The sequence below is a fragment of the Blautia wexlerae DSM 19850 genome (genome assembly GCF_025148125.1).
Classification (GTDB): domain Bacteria; phylum Bacillota; class Clostridia; order Lachnospirales; family Lachnospiraceae; genus Blautia_A; species Blautia_A wexlerae.
Window position 1 is genome coordinate 1,800,242 of sequence record NZ_CP102267.1, and the last position, 22,026, is coordinate 1,822,267.

The following is a 22,026-nucleotide window of genomic DNA, read 5'->3' on the forward strand; positions in this document are numbered from 1 at the left end:
ACATTGCTACGAATTTTATTTTCGTAGCAATGACACATAGAAAGAAGAGGGGCTAATTTTATGCTGAAAAATCAAGTTTTCGGACGGTCTGGGGGGGGAGAGAAATATGACACGCAGATTACGATAATGCGTGTAATCCTTGTCGTGTTGGTTGTAATAGGACATGGGATATTCTACACAATCGATACTAATTTTGGTGGAATATACATTTATGAAGCGATGAATGATGCGGGGATAAAAGATACAGCATTCCATGAATTGCTGCTTTATGTGTCTTCTTTTATTTATTCTTTTCATATGCCTGCATTCTTTTCGGTTTCCGGAATGCTTTTTTTTAGGCAGATAGAAAAGGGAAGATACAGAAGTCTCAAATCTTTAGCTGTAATAAAATTTAAGCGACTTATTGTACCTTTGATATTTACATGGATGATTGTAAATATTCCTATTAAATGGATTTCAGGATATTATAAGGATTTGGAACATCCCTTTTTTAGTGCTTTATTTCAAGTTCTAGTTCCATATGATGTTTATTTGTGGTATCTGGAATCATTGTTTTTGGTTTTTATCTTAGCTTATATTATAGAAGGGTTTTGCAGGAAGCATCAGAAAGTTGGAGAATTTATATTTCCAGCCGCGTTATTAATATGTGGCATAATCGTTCAAAAAGTCCTTGGTAAAATGCTGATTTTAGGCAATCCCATTAAATATGTGTTTTGGTTTTACATGGGAAAGTGGATAGATCAATGCAGATTTCCAATAAAGAGCAGATTCCAGAGGTTGATAAATATAGCGGCTTTTTTCGCGGCATATGTTATTTCGTTGAATATCCCACATGGTGGTTGGATTATACGTGAGACGATTACTCCATTTATAGGGACTATCTTGTTGTGGGACTTGTGTGCAAACATTTTGAGTATGATTTCGCAACAAAGCAAAGATAGCTTGAATAATGCCGCTTCTTATGCGTTTGGAATTTATTTGTATGCTGACCCGATAAATTATCTTATCTTGTGGGGTGTGAACGAAATTATTGGCGTTTGCATTTTGGGCTCAGAACTAGGAGCAATTGCGGTGTTTTTATCTCGCATTCTTCTTTCGACAGCTTTTGCTTTTTGGGTGGTCTGGATCTTGAAAAAGATCAATTTGAAAATCTGCTTATATTAGATTTGGAGGAAAGATGACTGACTATTATAAAATATCGCTAGATGAAATGCCTTTATTTGATGAATTAGGCAATAAAAGCATACTGATTACTGGAGCAACAGGCTTGATTGGCAGTGCAATTGTTAACTCTTTTTTATCATATAATGAACATTCACCAAAGAAAATCCATACCATTCTTTATGTGCGAAATATGAGAAAAGCACTGGATTTATTTGGTGACCGTGCAGATATTTCTTAACAAGCGGAATCTTTAATACAGCGATTTTGGTTATCGCTGGTGCTTTCAGCTATTTTATGATTTTGCTTATTTTGCGGGATGAGTTTTTCTTGTCAAATGCAATTGGCGCTTTGAAGAAAATGAGGGCTAAGCTCAAAAATTAGAATATTATGTAGCATAGCCTATCGTTGGAGAATTTAAGCTTGTCAGTAACAAATTTGTAAGAGGGAAGTGATTTAAATTTGATATGATACCTGAAAAGAATATCCTCCTCACCAATATCCAGCGTTTCTCTCTGCACGACGGCCCTGGAATTAGGACTACGGTTTTTCTTAAAGGCTGTTCAATACACTGCCCTTGGTGTAGCAATCCGGAAAATTTACTGCACAGAGAGCAAAGGTATGTAAGGAAGAATCATAACGGTAAAGTTGAAGAAGAAGGAACCTATGGAAAATGGTATAGCCCAGATGAGCTGTACGCCGAAGTTGTAAAAGATAAAGCGTTTTACGGTTCCTGTAATTCTAATTCGGTTACTTATCTGGACTCCCTTACGGGTGGAGTGACGTTCTCTGGCGGCGAGTGTATGCTCCAGATGAAAGAGCTTGATCCTATGCTTCAACGGCTTAACGATGAGCAAATCCACATAGTTGTGGAGACAAGCCTTTTCTGCTCATCAGCACAACTTTCCATTGCAATCAAGCATATAGACCTGTTTTACGTTGATATTAAGGTTCTGAGTGATGATTTGTGCTCATCTTCTCTCGGTGGAAAGATTGAGCTATATAAAAACAATCTTGTGACATTACTGAACAGCGGCAAGCCAGTTGTCTTTCGCTTGCCGGTTATCGGCGGTTACACGGATAGTGAGGAAAACAGGAAAGCTGTGGTTGAACTGATAGAATCGAAAGCCAAAAGCTATTCGAACCTTTTGAAGATTGAAATCCTCAAGGAACATAATCTTGGAACGAATAAGTATCAGTCGTTGATTGATGGCGGGAATGAGATAATGCTGCCAGAATATAATGGCGTAAGTGATGAGCTGATGGGGCAGTATAAGATAGAAATTGAAGAGGGGCTGAGGATCGTTGGAAGTTCAATACCTGTGGAAATCTGCAAAATTTGAACCACCAGTATTCCGCCACGCCTTGCCACTTGACTATTGACAGGGAGCACATTGGGGTCAGACCGTGCGTCCAGCTAAGGGTATATAGTCCGGTGTGTGGAAGCCCCATCAAATAAGCTGCTAACCACAGCATTTGAAGCGAGTCTTGAGTCTGTCGCGGTAACGTTGCAGGCTAAGCGTAGACAGCAAGATAACAGGGATAGCTATTGAGCACCGAAATCCTAAAGTCACCAGAGGGTCGACATCGTGGTCTGGATGGAAGACAACATATGTATTTATCGTTATGGTGAGATTTTACATACCTCTGCGGTGTTGGTTGGAACTATTCATGTTATACAGGGAATATATATCAACTGGAGAGAACCTGCATTTTCTTCTGTAGTGTGTAAACAGAAAGTATGCCTGACAACCAGAAGAAGGATGGTAAAAGAAATGCAGGTAGTCGGAGGTCCGAATAGTACCAAGGAAGGTATGAACAAAAATAAATACCAGAGGGAAGTCAAGAGAGAACTGTTCCTCACAGTTCTGACCTGCGAAACTATATCAAAGAGGAAACATTAGCTATACACAGGGATAGAGGTACTAATGGAAACGAAATTGGCGAGAATATCACAATTATCAAACGCAAAGGAAAATCCAGATATGGTATTTACGTTTTTAGGACATCTGCTTAATAAGGAAATGCTTAAGAGCTGTCATGCCCAGATGGATGGAACGAAAGCTGTAGGAATTGATGGGATTACCAAAGAGGAATACGGGAGAAGTCTGGAAGAAAACATAAACGCTCTTATAGAACGTCTAAAGAAAAAGTCCTATAAGCCGAAACCAGCAAGGCTGGTGGAAATACCGAAGGACAATGGAAAGATGCGACCGCTCAGTATCTATTGTTACGAAGATAAGCTGGTGCAGGAAGCACTGCGCAGAATACTGGAAGCGGTGTTTGAACCAATGTTTTATGATGAAATGATGGGATTCCGACCCAACAGGGGATGTCATAAAGCAATCCGAAAATTAAACCTGATGTTGGAGAGAAAACCAACAAGTTATGTATTGGATGCAGACATTAAAGGGTTCTTCCAGCATCTTGACCATGAATGGATCATACGTTTTATAGGATCAAGGATCAAAGACCCCAATATCATCCGTCTTGTCAGGCGGATGCTGAAGGCAGGGATTATGAACAACTATGAATTTGAAGAAACCGAAGAAGGAAGTGGACAAGGTTCTGTCTGTTCTCTTGTAATCTCCTGCATCTATATGCATTACGTACTGGTATGGTGATTTAAAGAGGTGATAACACCAAAGCTGAAAGGATATGCAGGTCTGGTCGTATATGCCGACGATTTTGTGGTAACATTCCAGTATAAATCGGATGCAGAGTGGTTCTATGAACATCTGAAACATAGAATGGGACACTTTGGATTAAGCCTCGAGGAAGAAAAGAGCCGTCTGATAGAGTTCGGGCGTTATGCAAAAGAAAGATGCAGAAAAACCGGAACGAAACCAGGCACTTTTACTTTCCTGGGTTTTACACACTACTGTTCCAGAAGTAGGAATGGCAGATTCAGAGTGAAGAGGAAAACAAGTAAGAAGAAGTCTGCAAAGAAGTGCAGAGAAGTAAATCTTCTGTTAGTGAAGATGAGAACATGCAGATTAAAAGAGATGATTGAAAAACTTAACCAGATACTAACTGGTTATTACCATTACTATGGAATTACGGACAATACAGAAAGTATAACAGCATTCCGATATAACATCATGAGAAGCCTGTTCTACTGCCTGAACCGGAGAAGCCAGAAGAAAAGCTATAACTGGATAGAATTTCTAAATATGCTGGATAACAGCTATCCACTGGTAAGACCTCGGATATATGTCAATATATATGAATGATAATGTGAACGATTCGTTTCGCAAAGAGCCGGATGCGGGAAAGCCGCACGTCCGGAATTCTGTGAGAGGTGTACGACCGTAAGGGGTTCACCTACTCGACCCATGAAATCCACAAGAAATATTAAGAATGCAACTGGCAATGATAAATTTCAAAAAGATTTCACATATTGGGTTATTGCATGTACAAAATACGTTAGAAAAGTACAGGGAGAACAGCTTTGAAAAAAACTTCAATTAAAAAGAACTTTATAATGAATGCATTGCTTACAATGTCATCGTTCATTTTTCCATTGATTACGTTTCCATATGTTTCGCGTATCTTATCACCGGAGGGGACTGGAAAAGTGTCTTTTGCAACTTCGGTGATTGCTTATTTTGCGCTGTTTGCGCAGCTGGGAATTCCCACTTATGGAATCCGGGTGTGTGCGAAGGTACGGGATGATAAAGTTGAATTATCCAGGACTGTGCAGGAAATATTTGTTATTAATGTTGGTATGACGGCAATAACATATATTGCATTCGGAATTGCTTTGGGATGTGTACCTCGTTTGCAGGCAGAACGTCTATTATTTTTGATTATGAGTACCACATTGTTATTTAATACAATTGGTATGGATTGGCTGTATCGTGGATTGGAGAAATATACATATATTACACTTAGATCTATTTTATTTAAATTTATAGCACTCCTTGCTATGTTTGCATTGATCCATCAGAAGAGTGATTATGTTATTTATGGCGGAATTTCTATTTTTGCTGCGTCAGCTTCGAATATTTGTAATTTAGTTAATGTCCACCGTTACATTCATCTAAAACCTGTCGGAGACTACAATTTTCGGAGACATTTGGGACCAATCATGATTTTCTTTGCGATGTCATGTGCTACGACAATTTACACTAACCTGGATACGGTTATGTTGGGGTTTATTAAAACAGATGCTGATGTTGGATATTATAATGCTGCTGTAAAAATCAAGGGTGTATTATTGGGAATCGTTACTTCTCTGGGAACTGTGCTATTGCCAAGGGCTTCTTATTACATAGAGCATCATGAAATGGAAGAATTCCGGAGAATTACGAAAAAGGCTATTAATTTCGTTTTCCTGATTGCGGTTCCTTTGACCGTTTATTTTATTTTGTATGCAAAAGAAGGGATTCTGTTTTTATCAGGAGATGCTTATATTTCAGCAGTTGTTCCAATGCAGATTATTATGCCTACGATTCTGTTTATAGGTCTGACGAATATTATGGGGATTCAGATGTTGGTTCCATTGGAACGTGAAAAAGTGGTTTTGTATTCGGAAATTGCAGGAGCAGTTGTTGATCTGATTTTGAATGCAATATTGATTCCACAATTGGCATCAGCAGGAGCAGCAATTGGTACTCTTGTGGCAGAAGGTGTTGTCTGGATAGTACAGTTTATTGCATTAAGAAAAGAAGTTACACCAGCTTACAGGAATGTACGTTATGGCGCAGTTATATTAGCAACAGTTGTTGGAGTGGTAAGTTCAAGCTGGGTTAAGATGCTGGGAATGGGAAATTTTGTAACGTTGGTATTTTCGGCTGTTCTTTTCTTTGGTGGATATGGTATTATTTTGACAGTATTGAAAGAGTCGCTTGTATGGGAAATTGAGAGTCAGGTTTTGAAAAAATTAACAAAGAAAAAATAGAAGTGTTGATAGTAGTGGGGTAGCACTTCATAAAATGTGTATAAACAAGGGGAATACTCGGGGTCAGACCGTGCGTCCAGCTAAGGGTATATAGTCCGGTGTGTGGAAGCCCCATCAAATAAGCTGCTAACCACAGCATTTGAAGCGAGTCTTGAGTCTGTCGCGGTAACGTTGCAGGCTAAGCGTAGACAGCAAGATAACAGGGATAGCTATTGAGCACCGAAATCCTAAAGTCACCAGAGGGTCGACATCGTGGTCTGGATGGAAGACAACATATGTATTTATCGTTATGGTGAGATTTTACATACCTATGCGGTGTTGGTTGGAACTATTCATGTTATACAGGGAATATATATTAACTGGAGAGAACCTGCATTTTCTTCTGTAGTGTGTAAACAGAAAAAGTCCTATAAGCCGAAACCAGCAAGGCTGGTGGAAATACCGAAGGACAATGGAAAGATGCGACCGCTCAGTATCTATTGTTAAGTATTTCTTAAAGGCGTATCCACATAAGGCGGAAAGAATGCAGTAAGGAGAGATTATGAAAACAACATTACTTATCATGGCAGCCGGTATCGGCAGCCGATTTGGAACAGGAATCAAGCAGTTGGAGCCGGTGGATGATGCTAATCATATCATCATGGACTACTCAATTCATGATGCGATTGAGGCAGGTTTCAACCATGTGGTATTTATCATCCGTAAGGATATCGAGAAAGAGTTCAAAGAGGTCATCGGTGACCGTATTGCCTCCATTTGCACTTCTCATGATGTCACTGTGGACTACGCTTTCCAGGATATCAACGACATCCCGGGAGCTCTGCCGGAAGGACGTACAAAGCCGTGGGGAACCGGTCAGGCTGTGCTTGCGGCGAAGAAAGCAATCAAAACCCCATTCATTGTGATTAATGCAGATGATTACTACGGCAAAGAGGGCTTCAAAGCCGTCCATAACTATTTGGTGAACGGCGGTAAGTCCTGTATGGCAGGTTTTGTGCTGAAGAACACACTGTCCGATAATGGTGGTGTGACCCGCGGCATCTGCAAGATGGATGCGGAAAATAACTTGACTGAGGTCGTAGAGACCAAGAACATCGTAAAAACAGCGGATGGGGCAGAAGCAGACGGAAAAGTGATTGATGTGAATTCTCTGGTTTCTATGAATATGTGGGGATTAACTCCTGAGTTTCTGGAGGTTCTGGAGGAAGGCTTCAAAGAGTTTTTCGAGAAAGAAGTCCCGGGCAATCCTCTGAAAGCGGAATACTTGATTCCCATCTTCATCGGTGAATTGCTGGAGCAGGGTAAAATGTCCGTGAAGGTTCTGAAAACAAACGATACCTGGTACGGCATGACCTATCACGAGGATGTCGCAGCAGTAAAGGACAGCTTCAAGAAGATGCTGGCGGATGGCATGTACAAGTCTGAACTGTTCAGTAGAAGCTTCCTGGGTCTGACCCTATGAAGTGCAACTAAAAAGGATAAAGCAGAGCTAAAAGATCTATAAAAGAATTATAAAATCGGAAATAGAGTGGAAAGAGAAGAAAAGAATGTCGGGGTCTGACCCTATGAAGTGCAACTAAAAAGAATAAATTAGCTCTAAAAGATCTATAAAATGTGAACTTCCAGTGATTTTTCCACCTAAAGAAAAAAGAACGAAATAAAATCATAAAAAATCCCAATGTCATTAACTTAAAAGCAGAAGATATTTATTCCTAAAAGGATTAGATATCTTCTGCTTTTTTTGATATGCTTATAAAATGTCGGGGTCTGACCCCAATGTGGTCAACCTAGCGTCAACTTAGGGGCATATTAGCGAATAGCCTCCAATGCAAACTACAAAACAAATCGGTTTATGCTAGAAAACAGTTGCTGTTTTGTTGGAAACTAGAAGATTTATAAAAATGACCGCACTTAAATAAGCCTATTGATGAATGCTGGCTCTATTTTAAAAAGAAGCTTTTTTATTTCGAAAATGTGAACGTCCCTTGGATTTCAATTTCTTCCTTGGAAACGACCTGCCGGGCAGGAGCTGTGATCTGCAGCGTACAGCATCTGTATATAACTGTTCAATAATTGAAAGCTCAAACAGTCCGCAGAGTATTTTGGGAACAATACTTTTGATCCGTCCAATGATAAATGCACGATTGGCCTGATAACGGAACTTATTTGTGCTTTTGGCAGAAATCTGTATTTCCTCATCTGCTTCATTTTTTATAAGGGAGGCCAGATTCGATAAAAGCATATTTATATAAAATTCCTGCTGTATAGACACTGCAGTAGCACCGGAAAACTCTTCCATGGCAAAGCGGCTTTTTAGTTCTTTGTACTTAAGTTCTACAGGCCATCTGTAGAAGTAAAGTTCCCGGAACATATCTTTTGTAACAGCAGGATCAAACAGGTTTGTTGCAAGATATTCTTTTGTGCCATCATCAAGCGGAATCTCAAGGACACGTATAGGTACATCGGAAGTACCTTCTTTTGAAGTTCCCTGAAGAATGGAAATCATATCACCATTGCATTTTTTAGATAAATTGATTCCCTCTTTCAGTCTCATAACACAGAGATGCCCATGCTCTACACAGTAGCGGAACATATCTTCTGAATAATAACCTCTGTCAAAAATAATAATACTGTTGTTATATAGTCCCATATCTTCAAGAACTTTAAGATGTTCTAATGCAGCTGCTCGTTCAGAGGAAAGAAATTTATGGATAGATGCATGAAGGATATAATCATCCAGAACATCATAAATTATGGAAGCCAGTCCCATGGTATAACGTCGGTTTGGATCAGGATAGCTGGACATTTCACCAAAGAAATCAAAAGTTGATTTTGAATTCGGAAGTTCGATCCTGGAACCATCTACTGCAAAAAGATGATAACCCTGCCACAGCTTTCTTGAAGGGATCTGGCTGTAAAACAGATCAACAGAAAGATAATAAAGTTCCTTAAACAGTGAAGGATTAATGAACTGTCTGGCTTTGGAAAGTGCCTGTTTTGAAACATCCGGAAAAGAAAGTGTGCCAAGTTCTTCTCTGATCTGTGAAAGATTCTGGAACATGGAAGCTTTTGAAGAAAAGAACAGATAAATAATAACTTGCAAAAGTGAAAGTTTTCTTCGCCGTACAAAATGTTTTTCCACCCGATGGGGTTCCAGTTTAACTTGATCTGTGATATAATCTTTAATGGATTGGACGATATTTTTACAAATATTAGTTCGATTCATATGGCATACCTCCTACGTATTGGAATAGATAAATATTTCGCCGGTAACGTAATATTGCTTAATCTATAAACCACATATTTAGGAGGATATGTCAAGATATTTATATAAAAAAATCCAGAATATAAGCCCAGAATCGTTGAATTTTCAGCATTCTGGGCTTAAGTTGACCACATTGGGGTCAGACCCCATAAAGAAAGAGTGAAGAGGAAAACCAGTAAGAAGAAGTTTGCAAATAAGTGCAGAGAAGTAAATCTTCTGTTAGTGAAGATGAGAACATGCAGATTACAAGAGATTATTGCAAAACTTAACCAGATACTAACTGGTTATTACCATTACTATGGAATTACGGACAATATAGAAAGTATAACGGCATTCCGATATAACATCATGAGAGGCCTGTTCTATTGTCTGAACCGGAGAAGCCAGAAGAAAAGCTATAATTGGGTAGTATGAATGTTGGGGTCTGACCCTGTGAAGTACAACTAAAAAGAATAAAGCAGAGCTAAAAAATCTATAAAAGAATTATAAAATCGGAAATAGAGTGGAATGTCAAGATATTTTGGTAAAAAAGTGTAAAATATAAGCCCAGAAATATTGAAAAATGTCGGGGTCTGATCCTATGAAGTTTGTTATGCATTCTTCAGTGAAAGAATTTAAGGATTCTTATATGGGATTATATCCGGTAGAAGAAAACTGGTTTAGTGATTCGATACGCACATATCATGATAATGGAAGATATTTAAGATACATTAAGGATGAAGATGCAAGACAATTTGCCGCCTATGCTCATAAATTGGAACAATATAATGTGCAGATTCATAAATGGTATGCAGAGCAGATTGGAATACAAGAAGATGTTTTTATAAAGAAAAATAGAACGCTTCCGGGGTCTGACCCTATGAAGTCTCAGTTTGTCACTAATCAGATTTGCTCCCATGTCACAGATCTGCTGAGTTTTGTGTCATTGGCATTTTTGTGCAATCCGGCAGATTTCCTGCCGGATTATCTGTTTCATTTACAATGTTACATATGAGCTGAGTGCTTCAAGTGCTTTTACGATACTGATGACGTCCACCTTTGACAGCTCCGAATAGTCCTGTTCAAGGCGTCCCCTGTTCCAGAAGCAGTCCGACAGGGACGATATTTCTGTGCCGATCCCCCAGTTGGGAATACACAGATACTTTCCATATGCATGTTTTCCTACCAGCAGATGGAAAGTGCTTCCACGGGCGGTCACCTCAAACTCATTTCTGTTTATGTTTAATGGACGGATATGACCGGTCCAGTTTTTTTCATTGCTGTCCGGATCACTGCACTGGTAATAGGATCCCATATCAGACATCACCTCCCAGCATTTCGTGTTCAATGATATAACGCACCAGATGTTCATCGATCAGGCGTTTTCCCTGCTGGCTGGCATACATCAGGCTCTTTTCGCAGATGCGGTTGATACGCCGCGGTATCCCGGTAGATTCTTTATAGATATCGTCCAGTGCCCTGTCTGTGAAGATATCCTGTGGGAATGTCCGGGTCCGACACCAAATAGATGTCGGGGTCAGACCCTATGAAGTATGCTATCCTACAAGTAAAAGAGCAGCAGAAAACCTCTGCGCATCTTATAGTAAACAGTATGGCATGGAAACTGTAGTGGTTAGACCTTGTCATACTTATGGACCTAGTATTACTCCAACAGATAACCGTGCAAATGTTCAGTTCATTAGTAGAAATGTACTAGTATGACTCACGCTAATTAACAATCTGATTCATGCTGGATAAATTTTCATCTACAAGGCGAAGGAATGAGGCGTAGCGGTGGCTACGCCGATTGACGACAACGCAGTAGATGGGAATTTATACAAATGAAACAGGTTGCTAATTAGCGTGAGCCATACTAGATAATGAAGATATAGTTATGAAAAGTGCTGGAACACAAATGTGTAGCTATAACTATATTGGTGATTGTGCTTCGGCAATTATTACAGTTCTTATTAACGGAAAATGTGGTGAGGCTTATAATACAGCAAATCCGGATGTTAGACTTACAATTGCACAGTTAGCAGAGATAATAGCATCAGCAGCAAATCGCAAAGTAGTATTCGCTGATCCAGATGATGTTGATTTAGCTTACAGAACACCGATTGCAAAACAGGTGTTAAGTAGCAAAAAATTAGAGAATCTTGGTTGGAGTGGTGTATTTAGTTCGGAAATCGGAGTAAAGCACACTTTGGATATCTTGCTAGGAAAGTAGGGTAGAGCGAAAATATATATGTTAGAACAGTTAAAGATAGAAGTATGTGAAGTGTACCTTGATTTAGTTACTAAATATATAAAATACAGGTTATATAGGGGAACTTTATGAAAAAGGAATCAAATTCAGATGAAAAAAATATTTTAAAATCAGAGACAAATGAAGATATGATAGATTGGTGGGTAGGAACAGTTATACTTACTTTTTTTCCAATATTAACTTCTATAATTATTAATATATGTCGCAATGGTTATGCGGACTTTAATAGAATGGTCGGTGATGGAGAACTCATTTTATCGGCTTTTTTAGTAATTACACCTTCAGTAATGAATTATTTTAAGGCTGATTTTAATAAAAAGGATCAAGTACATAAAAAGATATTTTACTTGCTGTTGTTTGTAGCTTTTTTTGAACTTACGACTTATACTACTATAAAAACCAATCCTGATAATATAGTGTGGGTTGTTTATATAGCATCAATCATATGTACGGTTTCCTCTATAATTATTTCATGGCAAAGTGAATTATTTTTAAAAAGAAAGGAATGAGTATGAAGATTGTAGAATTTTTATTGAACAATTTGCTACCTATTTTCTTTGCTGTGTTATGTTTAATTGCGGCATTGAAGTCGATTGAGATAGTAAAAAGAAGTGAAGTAGAATTAATGACCAAAAGGAGAAAAGAAATTGAACGGTTCGAGTCAGATACGAGAAAAAAATATGATGAGCAGTGTGAAAATCAAGAATCAGAAGAAAATCAAGAGCTAAAAGAAAGCCGGGAGTCAGAAGAAGACCAAGAATCGAGAAAAAAGAAGATATCGTAGAGTAAATCTTAACTTCGTTGATTGTCAAGGTAGTTGTCAGTAAAAAAATATATTTTTTGTTCTTGCAGATTATCAGACATTGTTCTATACCTGACGTGAGTATCAATAAATTATCCACATTTATTGGCAATCACGTCAGGCACAGAATCCTGCCTGATCACCATCATTTTGAATGAATAGATTTTATGAAACAGCCATCTGCTCATCAGCTTTTTCGGATTGTTCGTGTACCTTATCTGGGTTCAGATATACAGTATCCGGAAGACTCCAGTCACGGGTTGCACGTCCATTCCAGCGTTCCGGATGCTCTGCTTTAGCAGCTGCGGACCACATTTGGGTCTGACCCTATGAATGATGGCAAGGATACTATGTCTGTCCGTGTACCTGATGGATTTCTGGAATTACATAGAAGTTTTAAGATACACAGTAAGCAATTCGTGTACGAGACACTCATCGGATGGGGATTAAATCCGGAAAAGACGTATTCTTTTAAAGGGGAGTACCTGGAAGAACAGAAAATGGTTGTTTTTAGTTTGAAAAATACAGATTAAATGTTATATCAAATAAAAATACGATATTGTTAGAGTTAATAGTTCTGAAATTCTATTGATGAATTAATTTGTCTATGTTACCATCAACTTATAGAAACTTAAGGAATGTAGAATATTAGGGTGGTAATTATGAGTTTATTTGATAATATTCCAGAAGGTACAGATATTATAGAAGTTAGAAAAAAAGTGAATAAAATGCTTTCTGAAGCACGAAAAAAAGCAAAACCCCCAAAATGTATATTGTGTGGAAAAGAACAAAGCAGTTTTTGTAATTCTCATTCTGTTCCACAAATGTGTTTACGTCCGATTGCAGATAGGGGAAAAGTTTTACATGCATCATTGGCAATGGGATTTGATATAGGAGTAGTAGATTTGGATGGAGGTGTAAATAAATCTGGCACATTTAATTATATTTGTAGGGAATGTGATGCGAAATTCTTTCAGGATTATGAAAATCCAGATAATATAATACACCCGCCAACAGATAAATTTCTTGCAGAAATTGCAGTAAAAAATATGCTGTTGCAGTTAAGTAAGCGTGCAAATGAACAAGAATTGATTCCAGTATTACAGCGAGAATTGGGAATGTATGAGAATCCGGATGATTTATCTAAAATAAAAACTTTAGACCAAAAAGAATATGAAGAGGAAGTCTTATTTCATCAAGATATAGCGAAGAATAATAAAGTAGGTGGATATCAGATTTTGTTTTGGAAAGTCCTACCATATAAAGTGCCAATAGCAACTCAAAGTGCTATTGTATTACCATATGATATGGAAGGAAATATACTCAATGAAATATATAATTTTGATGAATCTGTCAGAATGCAATATATGCATATAGCAGTGTTTCCATTAGAAGATGAGAGTGTTGTATTGGCATTTTATCATAAAAGAGATAAGCTTTATAGGCAGTTACGACACCAAATAAATTCTTCTTCACAAGAAAAAGTATTACAATATATAAATTATTTGATTTTTGAGCATACAGAAAATGTCTATTTTTCTAAGAAAATAGAAGAGGAAATAAAGAATAATAAGATGATTGAAAAATTAAGTCAGGAAGCAAATGGACTTCCTAGATTTGGTCATTTAAGTGCTGATAATATGTTTGGAATAGGATATGAAGCTGTAAAACCAGAAGATATACCTAATTTCTTAGATGAAAGCTGGGCTATTAAAGAAGAGGAAAGCACGGATGGGGAAGAATAACAGCGTAAAGAAAATAGATGAAGAACAGATTTTGAAGAGATTTGAATACACTGTACAAGAATATATCAGATTTTATGATTTTTATAAGAATCAGGAAGTGAGTGAAGAAAATACAGAAGCTTTTTATGTTATGTTACAAACTAAATTAATGATTCTTAGGAAATATGATTATAATAGGGAAGATGTATATTTGAGTAATGTATTTGATGCCATTGATAAGATGTATCCAGAAGTGGGAGAAAATATTAATATTCTTAGAGAAAAGTTTGAGAAGCTTAATAATTATTATATGGAAGTGATTTTGTCTGACGGGACGAGTCTTAATCTTTATAAAGCTATAGAGGATGTGATGTATGGTTTATATCTACATGCGGATCCAGATAAAATAGAAAGACTGCTCAAAACAAATAAAAATGTGTATCTTATGGCTGTAAAGGAATATATTACTGTTTTGGAAGGAATAGTTGTTGATACATATAATTCAATAGCTGATAAAATGTAAAATAAGTATATCCAGCAAGAGGAAACAAGTGCATCTGTAATTTTTATGGGAGATCCAACGGATGAAAAACATGATATAAAAAATTCACCGTATTGGAAGGGACCACATTGGGGTCTGACCCCAATGTGGTCAACTTAAGCCCAGAATGCTGAAAATTCAACGATTCTGGGCTTATATTCTGGATTTTTTTATATAAATATCTTGACATATCCTCCTAAATATGTGGTTTATAGATTAAGCAATATTACGTTACCGGCGAAATATTTATCTATTCCAATACGTAGGAGGTATGCCATATGAATCGAACTAATATTTGTAAAAATATCGTCCAATCCATTAAAGATTATATCACAGATCAAGTTAAACTGGAACCCCATCGGGTGGAAAAACATTTTGTACGGCGAAGAAAACTTTCACTTTTGCAAGTTATTATTTATCTGTTCTTTTCTTCAAAAGCTTCCATGTTCCAGAATCTTTCACAGATCAGAGAAGAACTTGGCACACTTTCTTTTCCGGATGTTTCAAAACAGGCACTTTCCAAAGCCAGACAGTTCATTAATCCTTCACTGTTTAAGGAACTTTATTATCTTTCTGTTGATCTGTTTTACAGCCAGATCCCTTCAAGAAAGCTGTGGCAGGGTTATCATCTTTTTGCAGTAGATGGTTCCAGGATCGAACTTCCGAATTCAAAATCAACTTTTGATTTCTTTGGTGAAATGTCCGACTATCCTGATCCAAACCGACGTTATACCATGGGACTGGCTTCCATAATTTATGATGTTCTGGATGATTATATCCTTCATGCATCTATCCATAAATTTCTTTCCTCTGAACGAGCAGCTGCATTAGAACATCTTAAAGTTCTTGAAGATATGGGACTATATAACAACAGTATTATTATTTTTGACAGAGGTTATTATTCAGAAGATATGTTCCGCTACTGTGTAGAGCATGGGCATCTCTGTGTTATGAGACTGAAAGAGGGAATCAATTTATCTAAAAAATGCAATGGTGATATGATTTCCATTCTTCAGGGAACTTCAAAAGAAGGTACTTCCGATGTACCTATACGTGTCCTTGAGATTCCGCTTGATGATGGCACAAAAGAATATCTTGCAACAAACCTGTTTGATCCTGCTGTTACAAAAGATATGTTCCGGGAACTTTACTTCTACAGATGGCCTGTAGAACTTAAGTACAAAGAACTAAAAAGCCGCTTTGCCATGGAAGAGTTTTCCGGTGCTACTGCAGTGTCTATACAGCAGGAATTTTATATAAATATGCTTTTATCGAATCTGGCCTCCCTTATAAAAAATGAAGCAGATGAGGAAATACAGATTTCTGCCAAAAGCACAAATAAGTTCCGTTATCAGGCCAATCGTGCATTTATCATTGGACGGATCAAAAGTATTGTTCCCAAAATACTCTGCGGACTGTTTGAGCTTTCAATTATTGAACAGTTATATACAGATGCTGTACGCTGCAGATCACAGCTCCTGCCCGGCAGGTCGTTTCCAAGGAAGAAATTGAAATCCAAGGGACGTTCACATTTTCGAAATAAAAAAGCTTCTTTTTAAAATAGAGCCAGCATTCATCAATAGGCTTATTTAAGTGCGGTCATTTTTATAAATCTTCTAGTTTCCAACAAAACAGCAACTGTTTTCTAGCATAAACCGATTTGTTTTGTAGTTTGCATTGGAGGCTATTCGCTAATATGCCCCTAAGTTGACGCTAGGTTGACCACATTGGGGTCTGACCCCAATGTGGTCGAATCAAAAAACGTTTAGAAAAATTGCTTAAAAGAAACGATTTATTATTCATCTGAAAAAATACGCAGAATACCGGAACTCAGGCAGAATGCAGGTCTTACCACACCGCTTTTGGCAGGGCTTGTTCATACGAAACTGTATCTGCCTGCGACCGGGGCAGGCGTGCCATATACCAGTGGATTCAATACTGCGTCCGGTGTGGCATCAATTGTAGCAGCAGATGAAGGCGATGAAGAATCCAGAGTCCTTTACAATAACGGAGACGGAACCTGGATCGATGAGAACGGAAATCTTTATGAAGAGTAAATGAAAAGAAACGTTTTCCGTAAGCAAATAAGGGAATGGAAAACATTTCTTTTTTTATAAAATGTTATATGAGATATAAAAGCTATTTTGAAATATAATTATTTGATAAGAAAGACATTTTTATTTTACAACAAACAGACATTTTTATGATAAAATATCGATAAAAATAATTTTGGACTGTAACAAAAGTCGTTGCAGTGTCTAAACTACATCAAATGGATATGTGCACATTGGGGTCAGGTATCGGTAATTTTCTATAAAGAAAATTTAAAAGTTTTATAAAATATTCGCCGCACTATTTGTGCGGCAGTCATCCAAGGGGGAATCCCTGCGTGGTGTGTGATAGACAAGTCAGGTACTATTAAAATCAGTGAGTTTTTCCCCGTGGGAGGTTGAAAATGTCATATAAAGCAAATGTATATAATGTAATGATTGCCTCTCCATCTGATGTGGCGAAGGAACGAACAAAGGTTGTGGAGGCTTTGGCGGAGTGGAATCGTCATAACACAGCGGAGAGAAAATGCGTGTTTCTTCCATTGAGATGGGAAGAAGATTCTGCCGCCCGTATGGGATGTCCGCCACAAGAGACGCTGAATCATGACTCTGTGAGCGGAGTGATATGCTGATTGCGATATTCTGGACAAGGCTTGGGACACCGACAGAAGGTTTTGCCAGTGGCACGGTGGAGGAGATTGAATATCATCTGAAAGCGAATAAACCGGTGATGCTTTATTTTTGCGACAGAGACATACCGATGGATACGGACAGGACACAGTTGGAAAAACTAAAGGAATATCGAAAGTCCGTAGAAAATAAGGCATTGTATCATACTTTTAAAAGGGCCGCTGACTTAAAGAACCTTTTGCTGAATCAGTTGCGTACAGCAGTGATAACGGATGAACCGTTTGTGACGGATTGTAAGAAACTGGCATCGAATGAGAAGGAAGAAACGGATAAAAAGCGTCCCAATCTGTGGATAGAGATAAATGATGCGGATGAGATTCAGCTTATTCTGCCGAAGTTTCCAGTCCTGGATAATGTGGAGTATATGGATGAAAATATGTCTTTTGCCGTAACAGACCCCGATGTGCCTGAAATGACCTTTGAACTATTCGAACAGGATGCCAGAGATATCTTGAATCATAAGATTCCGAATGATTTGGAGAATTGGGTAAGCGAAAAGGAATTAGCTGCATTTAAAAAGAGAATTCCGGATATAGAGGATTTGGAAACATATCTGCGAAAATGGAAGATGTCTCTTTGCATGGAAAATGCGGTAGAGTTAAAGATTACGCTGCACAATGATGGAAAGGCGATGGCGGAAGAAATCTATGTGGACATGGACGAGCCAGAAAATGTATGGGTGATTGATGAGGATGAGTGGGAATCTCTTTCGAAGTTTAGCACTATTTCAGACCCGTTCCATGCGGCCAGACAGAAGAAAGCCATCCATAAGATACCGTCCCTTGAGATGCAGAATGCGTTTGACTGTGCAAGCAGGGTATTTTTAGCTTCCGGTTTGGCGTATCCGTCAGAGCTGATGAATGTTCCGGTGTCGCTGCTTACACCATTTAACAAAGATTTTTACCGTAGAGTGGAAGATGGAGATGTTGTACTGCATTTGGACAAGCTGCTGCAAGGAAGAATGGTTGAATTTAAAAAGATTTATATGATTCCGAAGAAAGTGGGAGAAGCGGATATAAAAGTGGCTTATCAGTGTCGGCAGTTTCCGGATGCGGTAGTGGGGAAAATCAAGGTTGAAGTATTGGCAGAGGACACGGAATGATAGAGATTATTTTGCATGATATCTGCGATACATTTCCATATCTGAAATATGGATTGGCGGCTGCAGTTTGTACTGCCCTGGCTTTAACAGTATTAAACCACAGTCGAATCATGGACAAGGAAAAGCGGAGCAACTATGTTTCGCTGCTAGGTAAGAGTATGTTTCTGGCATTTTACGGAGCGGTTTTGCTTCAGGTCACACTGCTGTCACGAGAACCGGGAAGCAGAACTGCCGCTGATTTGATTCCTTTCAGCACCTGGGGAACAACAGCGCAGAGCAGAGCGCATGAGATTGAGAATATGATTATGTTCCTGCCCGTAGGGGTGTTTCTTCCGATGTTGCATAGAGGACTGCGGGAATTTCGCACAGCCGTTCTGGTGCTGACTGGACTCAGCGCGGCATTGAACTGATACAGTTTGTGACACAGCGGGGATATCTGCAGACAGATGATGTAATTATGAATGTACTGGGTGGTGTGGCTGGATATACATTTTGGCGATTGATTTTCAAATGGAGGAAATAGCATATGAAAAACACAACATTACTGATTATGGCAGCCGGTATCGGCTCACGCTTCGGCGGAGGAATCAAGCAATTGGAGCCGGTGGGATTACATGATGAGATTATTATGGACTATTCCATCCATGATGCCATCGAAGCCGGATTTAACAAGAGTATGTAAGTTTAACTGCTGTTATGGGTGTGAAACATATACTGTACCTGCAAATATTAGCTTACGTATTTATTCAAAAGATAATGATAAATATCGGCATGTTAATATCTGGCAGTATCTTCAATTGGGACTGCTAGTTGCGGCATCGCAAATAAAAACAGATTTTCAAAGTACAATAGAAGTGAACTATACGATTCGAAAAGAAGCATTTGCGTGTGAAGAAAATTTGCTTGGACAAAACAGCAAGAAAACATTGAACAATTATGTTGAATTGTATTATTCAAAGGAAGAGCAGAGAAAAATTTTTTATGAGTGCATTGGAAACCAGGATCCAGATTATTTATTTGAACCATCATTGGCGAAGATGGATGGCATGGAAGAAGAAGCATTTGTGGGCGTTAAAACCCTGTGTCATCCGTATAATCTGGCACTTAGTGAATCTGTATTTGACAGTATTTTCCGTCATTCTTTTGACAGAGCTCATGACATTCAGGAGTATGGAAGAGTATTAACAGAACATATGCCTGAGATTAAAAAAATAGCTACAGTTCTTGGTCGAGGGGAAAAGGTTAAGGAGTTGATTGAGGAAACGGCAGCCGAACTTGCATTTAATAATGACCCTTCTCTTGCATCTGGAAATGTTTGTTATTATTACGAGAAGATTAGTATGTTACCGAACTTCTGGGCACAGACTAATAATTTCAAACGGTTGCTGAGTTTGTTTGATAGAAACTTGATGTTTATACGAGATGTTCACGATGTATGCAAAAAATTCAATGGTTTATCCAGATGTAAAGGAAATTGCAAGAAGTGTGATGCGATTCATCATCCTTTTTCAATGTTGTACAAGCTGGGAATGCTAGGAATAATACCAACGTCATTAAACAGAGAAGGGTATGTTACACAGGAATTTTTAGACTCTACAAAAGTAACTTATATTACAGGAAATGATTTGTTAAATGTAAATAATGATTGCATTTATGTTCTTCATCCTGCCCTGACAAAAAGTATAGATAAGTTGCAGCGAAAGAAGATTAAGCATTTTAACCTGTTTGTTCTGGGAAAGGGAATGAGTGTACCGCAGGATAAGTTAATGCAATTAGTCGCAGATTATAGAAATAATACGATTAAAAAGAGCGATTTTGACAGTAAATATTATTCGAAACAAATGAAGAAGGACTAAGTGGGGTTACTGTTAGATGGTAACTTGTGGGAGGTATCAGATTTATGCAATTAACAGCAATTCATCACATAGCAATTATAGTATCAGATTACAACCGTTCAAAAGATTTCTATGTCAACAAGCTAGGTTTTTCTGTCATCCGGGAGAACTATCGCCCGGAAAGAAATGACTGGAAATCGGATTTGCAATGTGGAAATATAGAACTGGAAATCTTCGGTGTGTCCAATCCACCTGCCAGAGTATCACATCCGGAAGCGGCGAAGATGTGAGAAAAGATAGTCGAAAATGAATCATACTACCCAAAAGAATAGGGGGTGTGTATTATGGGAATCCTGTCACTGTCACGTAAGAGACAGCCGATGAGAAATCGGCTTCTCTTTGAAGACTTATATATAGATAGTTACGATTTAGAAAGATGAAGTGATAAAGATGAGTGTGGAAAAAGCGAACAGAACCTGGCATGCCGGGAAGCCGAAGAAGAAGCCGGATTATGATAGAGAAGAAATTACGGAAGAACTTCTGGCAGCGGTTGTTGGGGTATATGAAGCTCTGGATGAGTACGGGAACCACCCATCTCTCCAGGCAATCGTGGATGAACTTGATTGTGGGTTGAATCCCTTAAAAGTCCGCAAGCTGCTCATCACAGCCGGGGAAGTGCAAGGTAAAAAGATATATGAATCAGCCACAGTGGATGAAGTGCTTTCATTGTGGAAAGAGGGGAAGAGTGTGGAGGAGATTATGTCCACACTGGAACGTTCTCGGGCTTCCGTGAACTCATACCTTCCGTACACGAAAATCATTTACAAAATGAAGGAGAGCAGCGTTGGTGCTGATCGGGAGAAGTTGTACCGGGAGAGGAAGAAAGCTGTAGCAGAAATGGCAGAGGAACCATCCGCAGATAATTTGTGGAATGCGATTGTGGCATTTCAGGGCTATCCTTTCAAGACGAGCAAAGGACTGAGTTTTACATATAAGGTGAAGGGCGGCGAACTGTTTTTTACCCGGAAGGAAAAGAGTATCACGAGATCCACAGTGGATATTGCTTTTCAGAAGGCACTGGAGCTGGGAGAGAAGGCGACTGGACCGAAGAAACTGGGCGTGTTCGGCGCATCGTATCTGTATCCAGTGTTTGTGCGGCTTGGGGTGATAAATAAAAGGTGGCAGGAGAGTACCTCACAAAATACAATTGTAGCGGAGAAATGACTTGCTGAACGGCGGGTTCAGAGGTAACATCACCATACAAAAAAGAGGAAGGTGATTGTTATGATGAGAGAAAAAACTAATAAAATATATCGCTCCGGTATTGTCCACACGGACACAGCAGAGCAGATTTTGGATATTTTCCGCACTCATTTGTTAAACCATCCGCCCAGATATTTTGGAGATATAGATTCCATTGCCGAGTTTCTGTACTTCCAATACACAGAAACAAACCTCGTGGAGAACGAAACAGTCAGGAAGTCATACACAGCTTTTATGGATGAGCTGACCGAAGCACTTGGATATGATAAGGAAGTCTGGAGTGAGGAAGCAGCCAGCATAGAAGCGAAGGTGAATGTGGCGGTTTCAGAGTATGAAAAGGCTGCATATATAGAAGGCATGAAGCTGGGAGCAAGGGTTGTGATGGAATTGTGTGGGGTGATAGAAAAAATAAAGCACTGACATAAACAGTTTTTATGATAT

31 protein-coding genes and 1 pseudogene are annotated in these 22,026 nt (G+C 38.6%); 29 read left to right on the forward strand and 3 right to left on the reverse strand.

The window, feature by feature from the left end; all coding sequences use genetic code 11:
• Positions 1-60 precede the first annotated feature (60 nt).
• From NQ550_RS08370 to NQ550_RS08405, 9 genes are all read left to right on the forward strand, one after another.
• Entirely contained in the window at positions 61-1,164 is a 1,104-nt protein-coding gene (locus NQ550_RS08370) for an acyltransferase family protein (RefSeq protein ID WP_025578330.1), read from the forward strand.
• A 13-nt stretch (positions 1,165-1,177) separates the two neighbouring features.
• A complete protein-coding gene (locus NQ550_RS08375; RefSeq protein WP_025578328.1) occupies positions 1,178-1,402 on the forward strand; it encodes a hypothetical protein in 225 nt (74 codons plus the stop codon).
• 226 nt (positions 1,403-1,628) lie between these two features.
• The gene (locus tag NQ550_RS08380; protein ID WP_025578327.1) at positions 1,629-2,504 is read left to right on the forward strand and encodes a 4Fe-4S cluster-binding domain-containing protein; all 876 of its coding nucleotides are present in this window, start codon (positions 1,629-1,631) and stop codon (positions 2,502-2,504) included.
• A gap of 255 nt (positions 2,505-2,759) precedes the next feature.
• Positions 2,760-3,065: a hypothetical protein gene (locus NQ550_RS08385; RefSeq protein WP_259839780.1), complete on the forward strand. Its 306-nt coding sequence runs from the start codon at positions 2,760-2,762 to the stop codon at positions 3,063-3,065.
• 24 nt (positions 3,066-3,089) lie between these two features.
• The gene (locus tag NQ550_RS22070; RefSeq protein WP_326929096.1) at positions 3,090-3,785 is read left to right on the forward strand and encodes a reverse transcriptase domain-containing protein; all 696 of its coding nucleotides are present in this window, start codon (positions 3,090-3,092) and stop codon (positions 3,783-3,785) included.
• A 9-nt stretch (positions 3,786-3,794) separates the two neighbouring features.
• On the forward strand, positions 3,795-4,394 hold the full coding sequence (locus tag NQ550_RS22075) for a group II intron maturase-specific domain-containing protein (RefSeq protein ID WP_326929098.1): 600 nt from the start codon (positions 3,795-3,797) through the stop codon (positions 4,392-4,394).
• A gap of 251 nt (positions 4,395-4,645) precedes the next feature.
• Positions 4,646-6,064: a flippase gene (locus NQ550_RS08395; RefSeq protein ID WP_025578323.1), complete on the forward strand. Its 1,419-nt coding sequence runs from the start codon at positions 4,646-4,648 to the stop codon at positions 6,062-6,064.
• Between the two features lie 261 nt (positions 6,065-6,325).
• Positions 6,326-6,550: a hypothetical protein gene (locus NQ550_RS08400; RefSeq protein ID WP_259839781.1), complete on the forward strand. Its 225-nt coding sequence runs from the start codon at positions 6,326-6,328 to the stop codon at positions 6,548-6,550.
• A gap of 55 nt (positions 6,551-6,605) precedes the next feature.
• Positions 6,606-7,526, forward strand: a complete 921-nt coding sequence (locus NQ550_RS08405) for a sugar phosphate nucleotidyltransferase (protein ID WP_025578319.1) — start codon at positions 6,606-6,608, stop codon at positions 7,524-7,526.
• A 483-nt stretch (positions 7,527-8,009) separates the two neighbouring features.
• Here NQ550_RS08405 and NQ550_RS08410 read toward each other — a convergent pair whose 3' ends face one another.
• The gene (locus tag NQ550_RS08410) at positions 8,010-9,290 is read right to left on the reverse strand and encodes an IS4 family transposase (RefSeq protein WP_055058306.1); all 1,281 of its coding nucleotides are present in this window, start codon (positions 9,288-9,290) and stop codon (positions 8,010-8,012) included.
• Between the two features lie 267 nt (positions 9,291-9,557).
• On the opposite strand from NQ550_RS08410, the gene NQ550_RS08415 reads away from it, so the two are divergent.
• Positions 9,558-9,743, forward strand: coding sequence for a group II intron maturase-specific domain-containing protein (locus tag NQ550_RS08415; RefSeq protein ID WP_242833709.1), 186 nt, complete (start codon positions 9,558-9,560; stop codon positions 9,741-9,743).
• Positions 9,744-9,909: 166 nt separating this feature from the next.
• Positions 9,910-10,323, forward strand: a complete 414-nt coding sequence (locus tag NQ550_RS08420) for a hypothetical protein (protein WP_044996961.1) — start codon at positions 9,910-9,912, stop codon at positions 10,321-10,323.
• Here the strand turns inward: NQ550_RS08420 and NQ550_RS08425 are convergent.
• On the reverse strand, positions 10,306-10,623 hold the full coding sequence (locus NQ550_RS08425; RefSeq protein WP_025581206.1) for a DUF6618 family protein: 318 nt from the start codon (positions 10,621-10,623) through the stop codon (positions 10,306-10,308). The genes NQ550_RS08420 and NQ550_RS08425 overlap by 18 nt on opposite strands.
• 170 nt (positions 10,624-10,793) lie before the next feature.
• On the opposite strand from NQ550_RS08425, the gene NQ550_RS22535 reads away from it, so the two are divergent.
• The 4 genes from NQ550_RS22535 to NQ550_RS08445 all read left to right on the forward strand — a co-directional run bounded on the left by NQ550_RS22535 (position 10,794) and on the right by NQ550_RS08445 (position 12,361).
• Positions 10,794-11,030 (forward strand): NAD-dependent epimerase/dehydratase family protein, encoded by a 237-nt coding sequence (locus NQ550_RS22535; protein ID WP_242833707.1) that lies wholly within the window; start codon positions 10,794-10,796, stop codon positions 11,028-11,030.
• Positions 11,031-11,202: 172 nt separating this feature from the next.
• Positions 11,203-11,538 (forward strand): NAD-dependent epimerase/dehydratase family protein, encoded by a 336-nt coding sequence (locus NQ550_RS08435; protein ID WP_025581205.1) that lies wholly within the window; start codon positions 11,203-11,205, stop codon positions 11,536-11,538.
• 107 nt (positions 11,539-11,645) lie between these two features.
• Positions 11,646-12,086, forward strand: coding sequence for a hypothetical protein (locus NQ550_RS08440; RefSeq protein ID WP_025581204.1), 441 nt, complete (start codon positions 11,646-11,648; stop codon positions 12,084-12,086).
• Between the two features lie 2 nt (positions 12,087-12,088).
• Positions 12,089-12,361: a hypothetical protein gene (locus tag NQ550_RS08445; RefSeq protein ID WP_025581203.1), complete on the forward strand. Its 273-nt coding sequence runs from the start codon at positions 12,089-12,091 to the stop codon at positions 12,359-12,361.
• Between the two features lie 183 nt (positions 12,362-12,544).
• On the opposite strand, the gene NQ550_RS08450 is transcribed toward NQ550_RS08445, so the two are convergent.
• The gene (locus NQ550_RS08450; protein WP_172730367.1) at positions 12,545-12,694 is read right to left on the reverse strand and encodes a hypothetical protein; all 150 of its coding nucleotides are present in this window, start codon (positions 12,692-12,694) and stop codon (positions 12,545-12,547) included.
• Positions 12,695-12,708: 14 nt separating this feature from the next.
• Here NQ550_RS08450 and NQ550_RS08455 point away from each other — a divergent pair, with 14 nt between their 5' ends.
• The 14 genes and pseudogenes from NQ550_RS08455 (at position 12,709) to NQ550_RS08515 (ending at position 22,005) form a co-directional block, all read left to right on the forward strand.
• Positions 12,709-12,912 (forward strand): hypothetical protein, encoded by a 204-nt coding sequence (locus NQ550_RS08455; RefSeq protein WP_025581202.1) that lies wholly within the window; start codon positions 12,709-12,711, stop codon positions 12,910-12,912.
• 129 nt (positions 12,913-13,041) lie between these two features.
• On the forward strand, positions 13,042-14,124 hold the full coding sequence (locus NQ550_RS08460; protein ID WP_025581201.1) for a hypothetical protein: 1,083 nt from the start codon (positions 13,042-13,044) through the stop codon (positions 14,122-14,124).
• On the forward strand, positions 14,111-14,626 hold the full coding sequence (locus NQ550_RS08465; protein ID WP_025581200.1) for a hypothetical protein: 516 nt from the start codon (positions 14,111-14,113) through the stop codon (positions 14,624-14,626). Before NQ550_RS08460 ends, NQ550_RS08465 begins: the two co-directional genes overlap by 14 nt.
• A 296-nt stretch (positions 14,627-14,922) precedes the next feature.
• The gene (locus tag NQ550_RS08470) at positions 14,923-16,203 is read left to right on the forward strand and encodes an IS4 family transposase (RefSeq protein WP_259839790.1); all 1,281 of its coding nucleotides are present in this window, start codon (positions 14,923-14,925) and stop codon (positions 16,201-16,203) included.
• A gap of 303 nt (positions 16,204-16,506) precedes the next feature.
• Positions 16,507-16,701: a hypothetical protein gene (locus tag NQ550_RS08475; protein WP_119242000.1), complete on the forward strand. Its 195-nt coding sequence runs from the start codon at positions 16,507-16,509 to the stop codon at positions 16,699-16,701.
• A gap of 398 nt (positions 16,702-17,099) precedes the next feature.
• Positions 17,100-17,327, forward strand: a complete 228-nt coding sequence (locus NQ550_RS08480) for a hypothetical protein (protein ID WP_259839796.1) — start codon at positions 17,100-17,102, stop codon at positions 17,325-17,327.
• Positions 17,321-18,487 (forward strand): hypothetical protein, encoded by a 1,167-nt coding sequence (locus tag NQ550_RS08485; protein WP_259839798.1) that lies wholly within the window; start codon positions 17,321-17,323, stop codon positions 18,485-18,487. The genes NQ550_RS08480 and NQ550_RS08485 overlap by 7 nt, the downstream gene beginning before the upstream one ends.
• Complete coding sequence (locus tag NQ550_RS08490; RefSeq protein WP_259839800.1) at positions 18,484-18,897, forward strand: VanZ family protein; 414 nt, start codon at positions 18,484-18,486, stop codon at positions 18,895-18,897. The genes NQ550_RS08485 and NQ550_RS08490 overlap by 4 nt, the downstream gene beginning before the upstream one ends.
• A gap of 8 nt (positions 18,898-18,905) precedes the next feature.
• The gene (locus NQ550_RS22815) at positions 18,906-19,010 is read left to right on the forward strand and encodes a hypothetical protein (protein WP_416386860.1); all 105 of its coding nucleotides are present in this window, start codon (positions 18,906-18,908) and stop codon (positions 19,008-19,010) included.
• 3 nt (positions 19,011-19,013) lie between these two features.
• Positions 19,014-19,160 (forward strand): annotated as a pseudogene (locus tag NQ550_RS08495) (nucleotidyltransferase); the annotation flags it as partial.
• The gene (locus tag NQ550_RS08500) at positions 19,102-20,343 is read left to right on the forward strand and encodes a hypothetical protein (protein WP_147418324.1); all 1,242 of its coding nucleotides are present in this window, start codon (positions 19,102-19,104) and stop codon (positions 20,341-20,343) included. The pseudogene NQ550_RS08495 and the gene NQ550_RS08500, both read left to right, overlap by 59 nt.
• A 44-nt stretch (positions 20,344-20,387) precedes the next feature.
• Entirely contained in the window at positions 20,388-20,612 is a 225-nt protein-coding gene (locus NQ550_RS08505) for a VOC family protein (RefSeq protein WP_025580014.1), read from the forward strand.
• Between the two features lie 160 nt (positions 20,613-20,772).
• Positions 20,773-21,546 (forward strand): hypothetical protein, encoded by a 774-nt coding sequence (locus tag NQ550_RS08510; RefSeq protein WP_025580012.1) that lies wholly within the window; start codon positions 20,773-20,775, stop codon positions 21,544-21,546.
• Positions 21,547-21,606: 60 nt separating this feature from the next.
• Positions 21,607-22,005, forward strand: a complete 399-nt coding sequence (locus NQ550_RS08515; RefSeq protein ID WP_025580010.1) for a hypothetical protein — start codon at positions 21,607-21,609, stop codon at positions 22,003-22,005.
• The last annotated feature ends 21 nt before the right edge of the window (positions 22,006-22,026 follow it).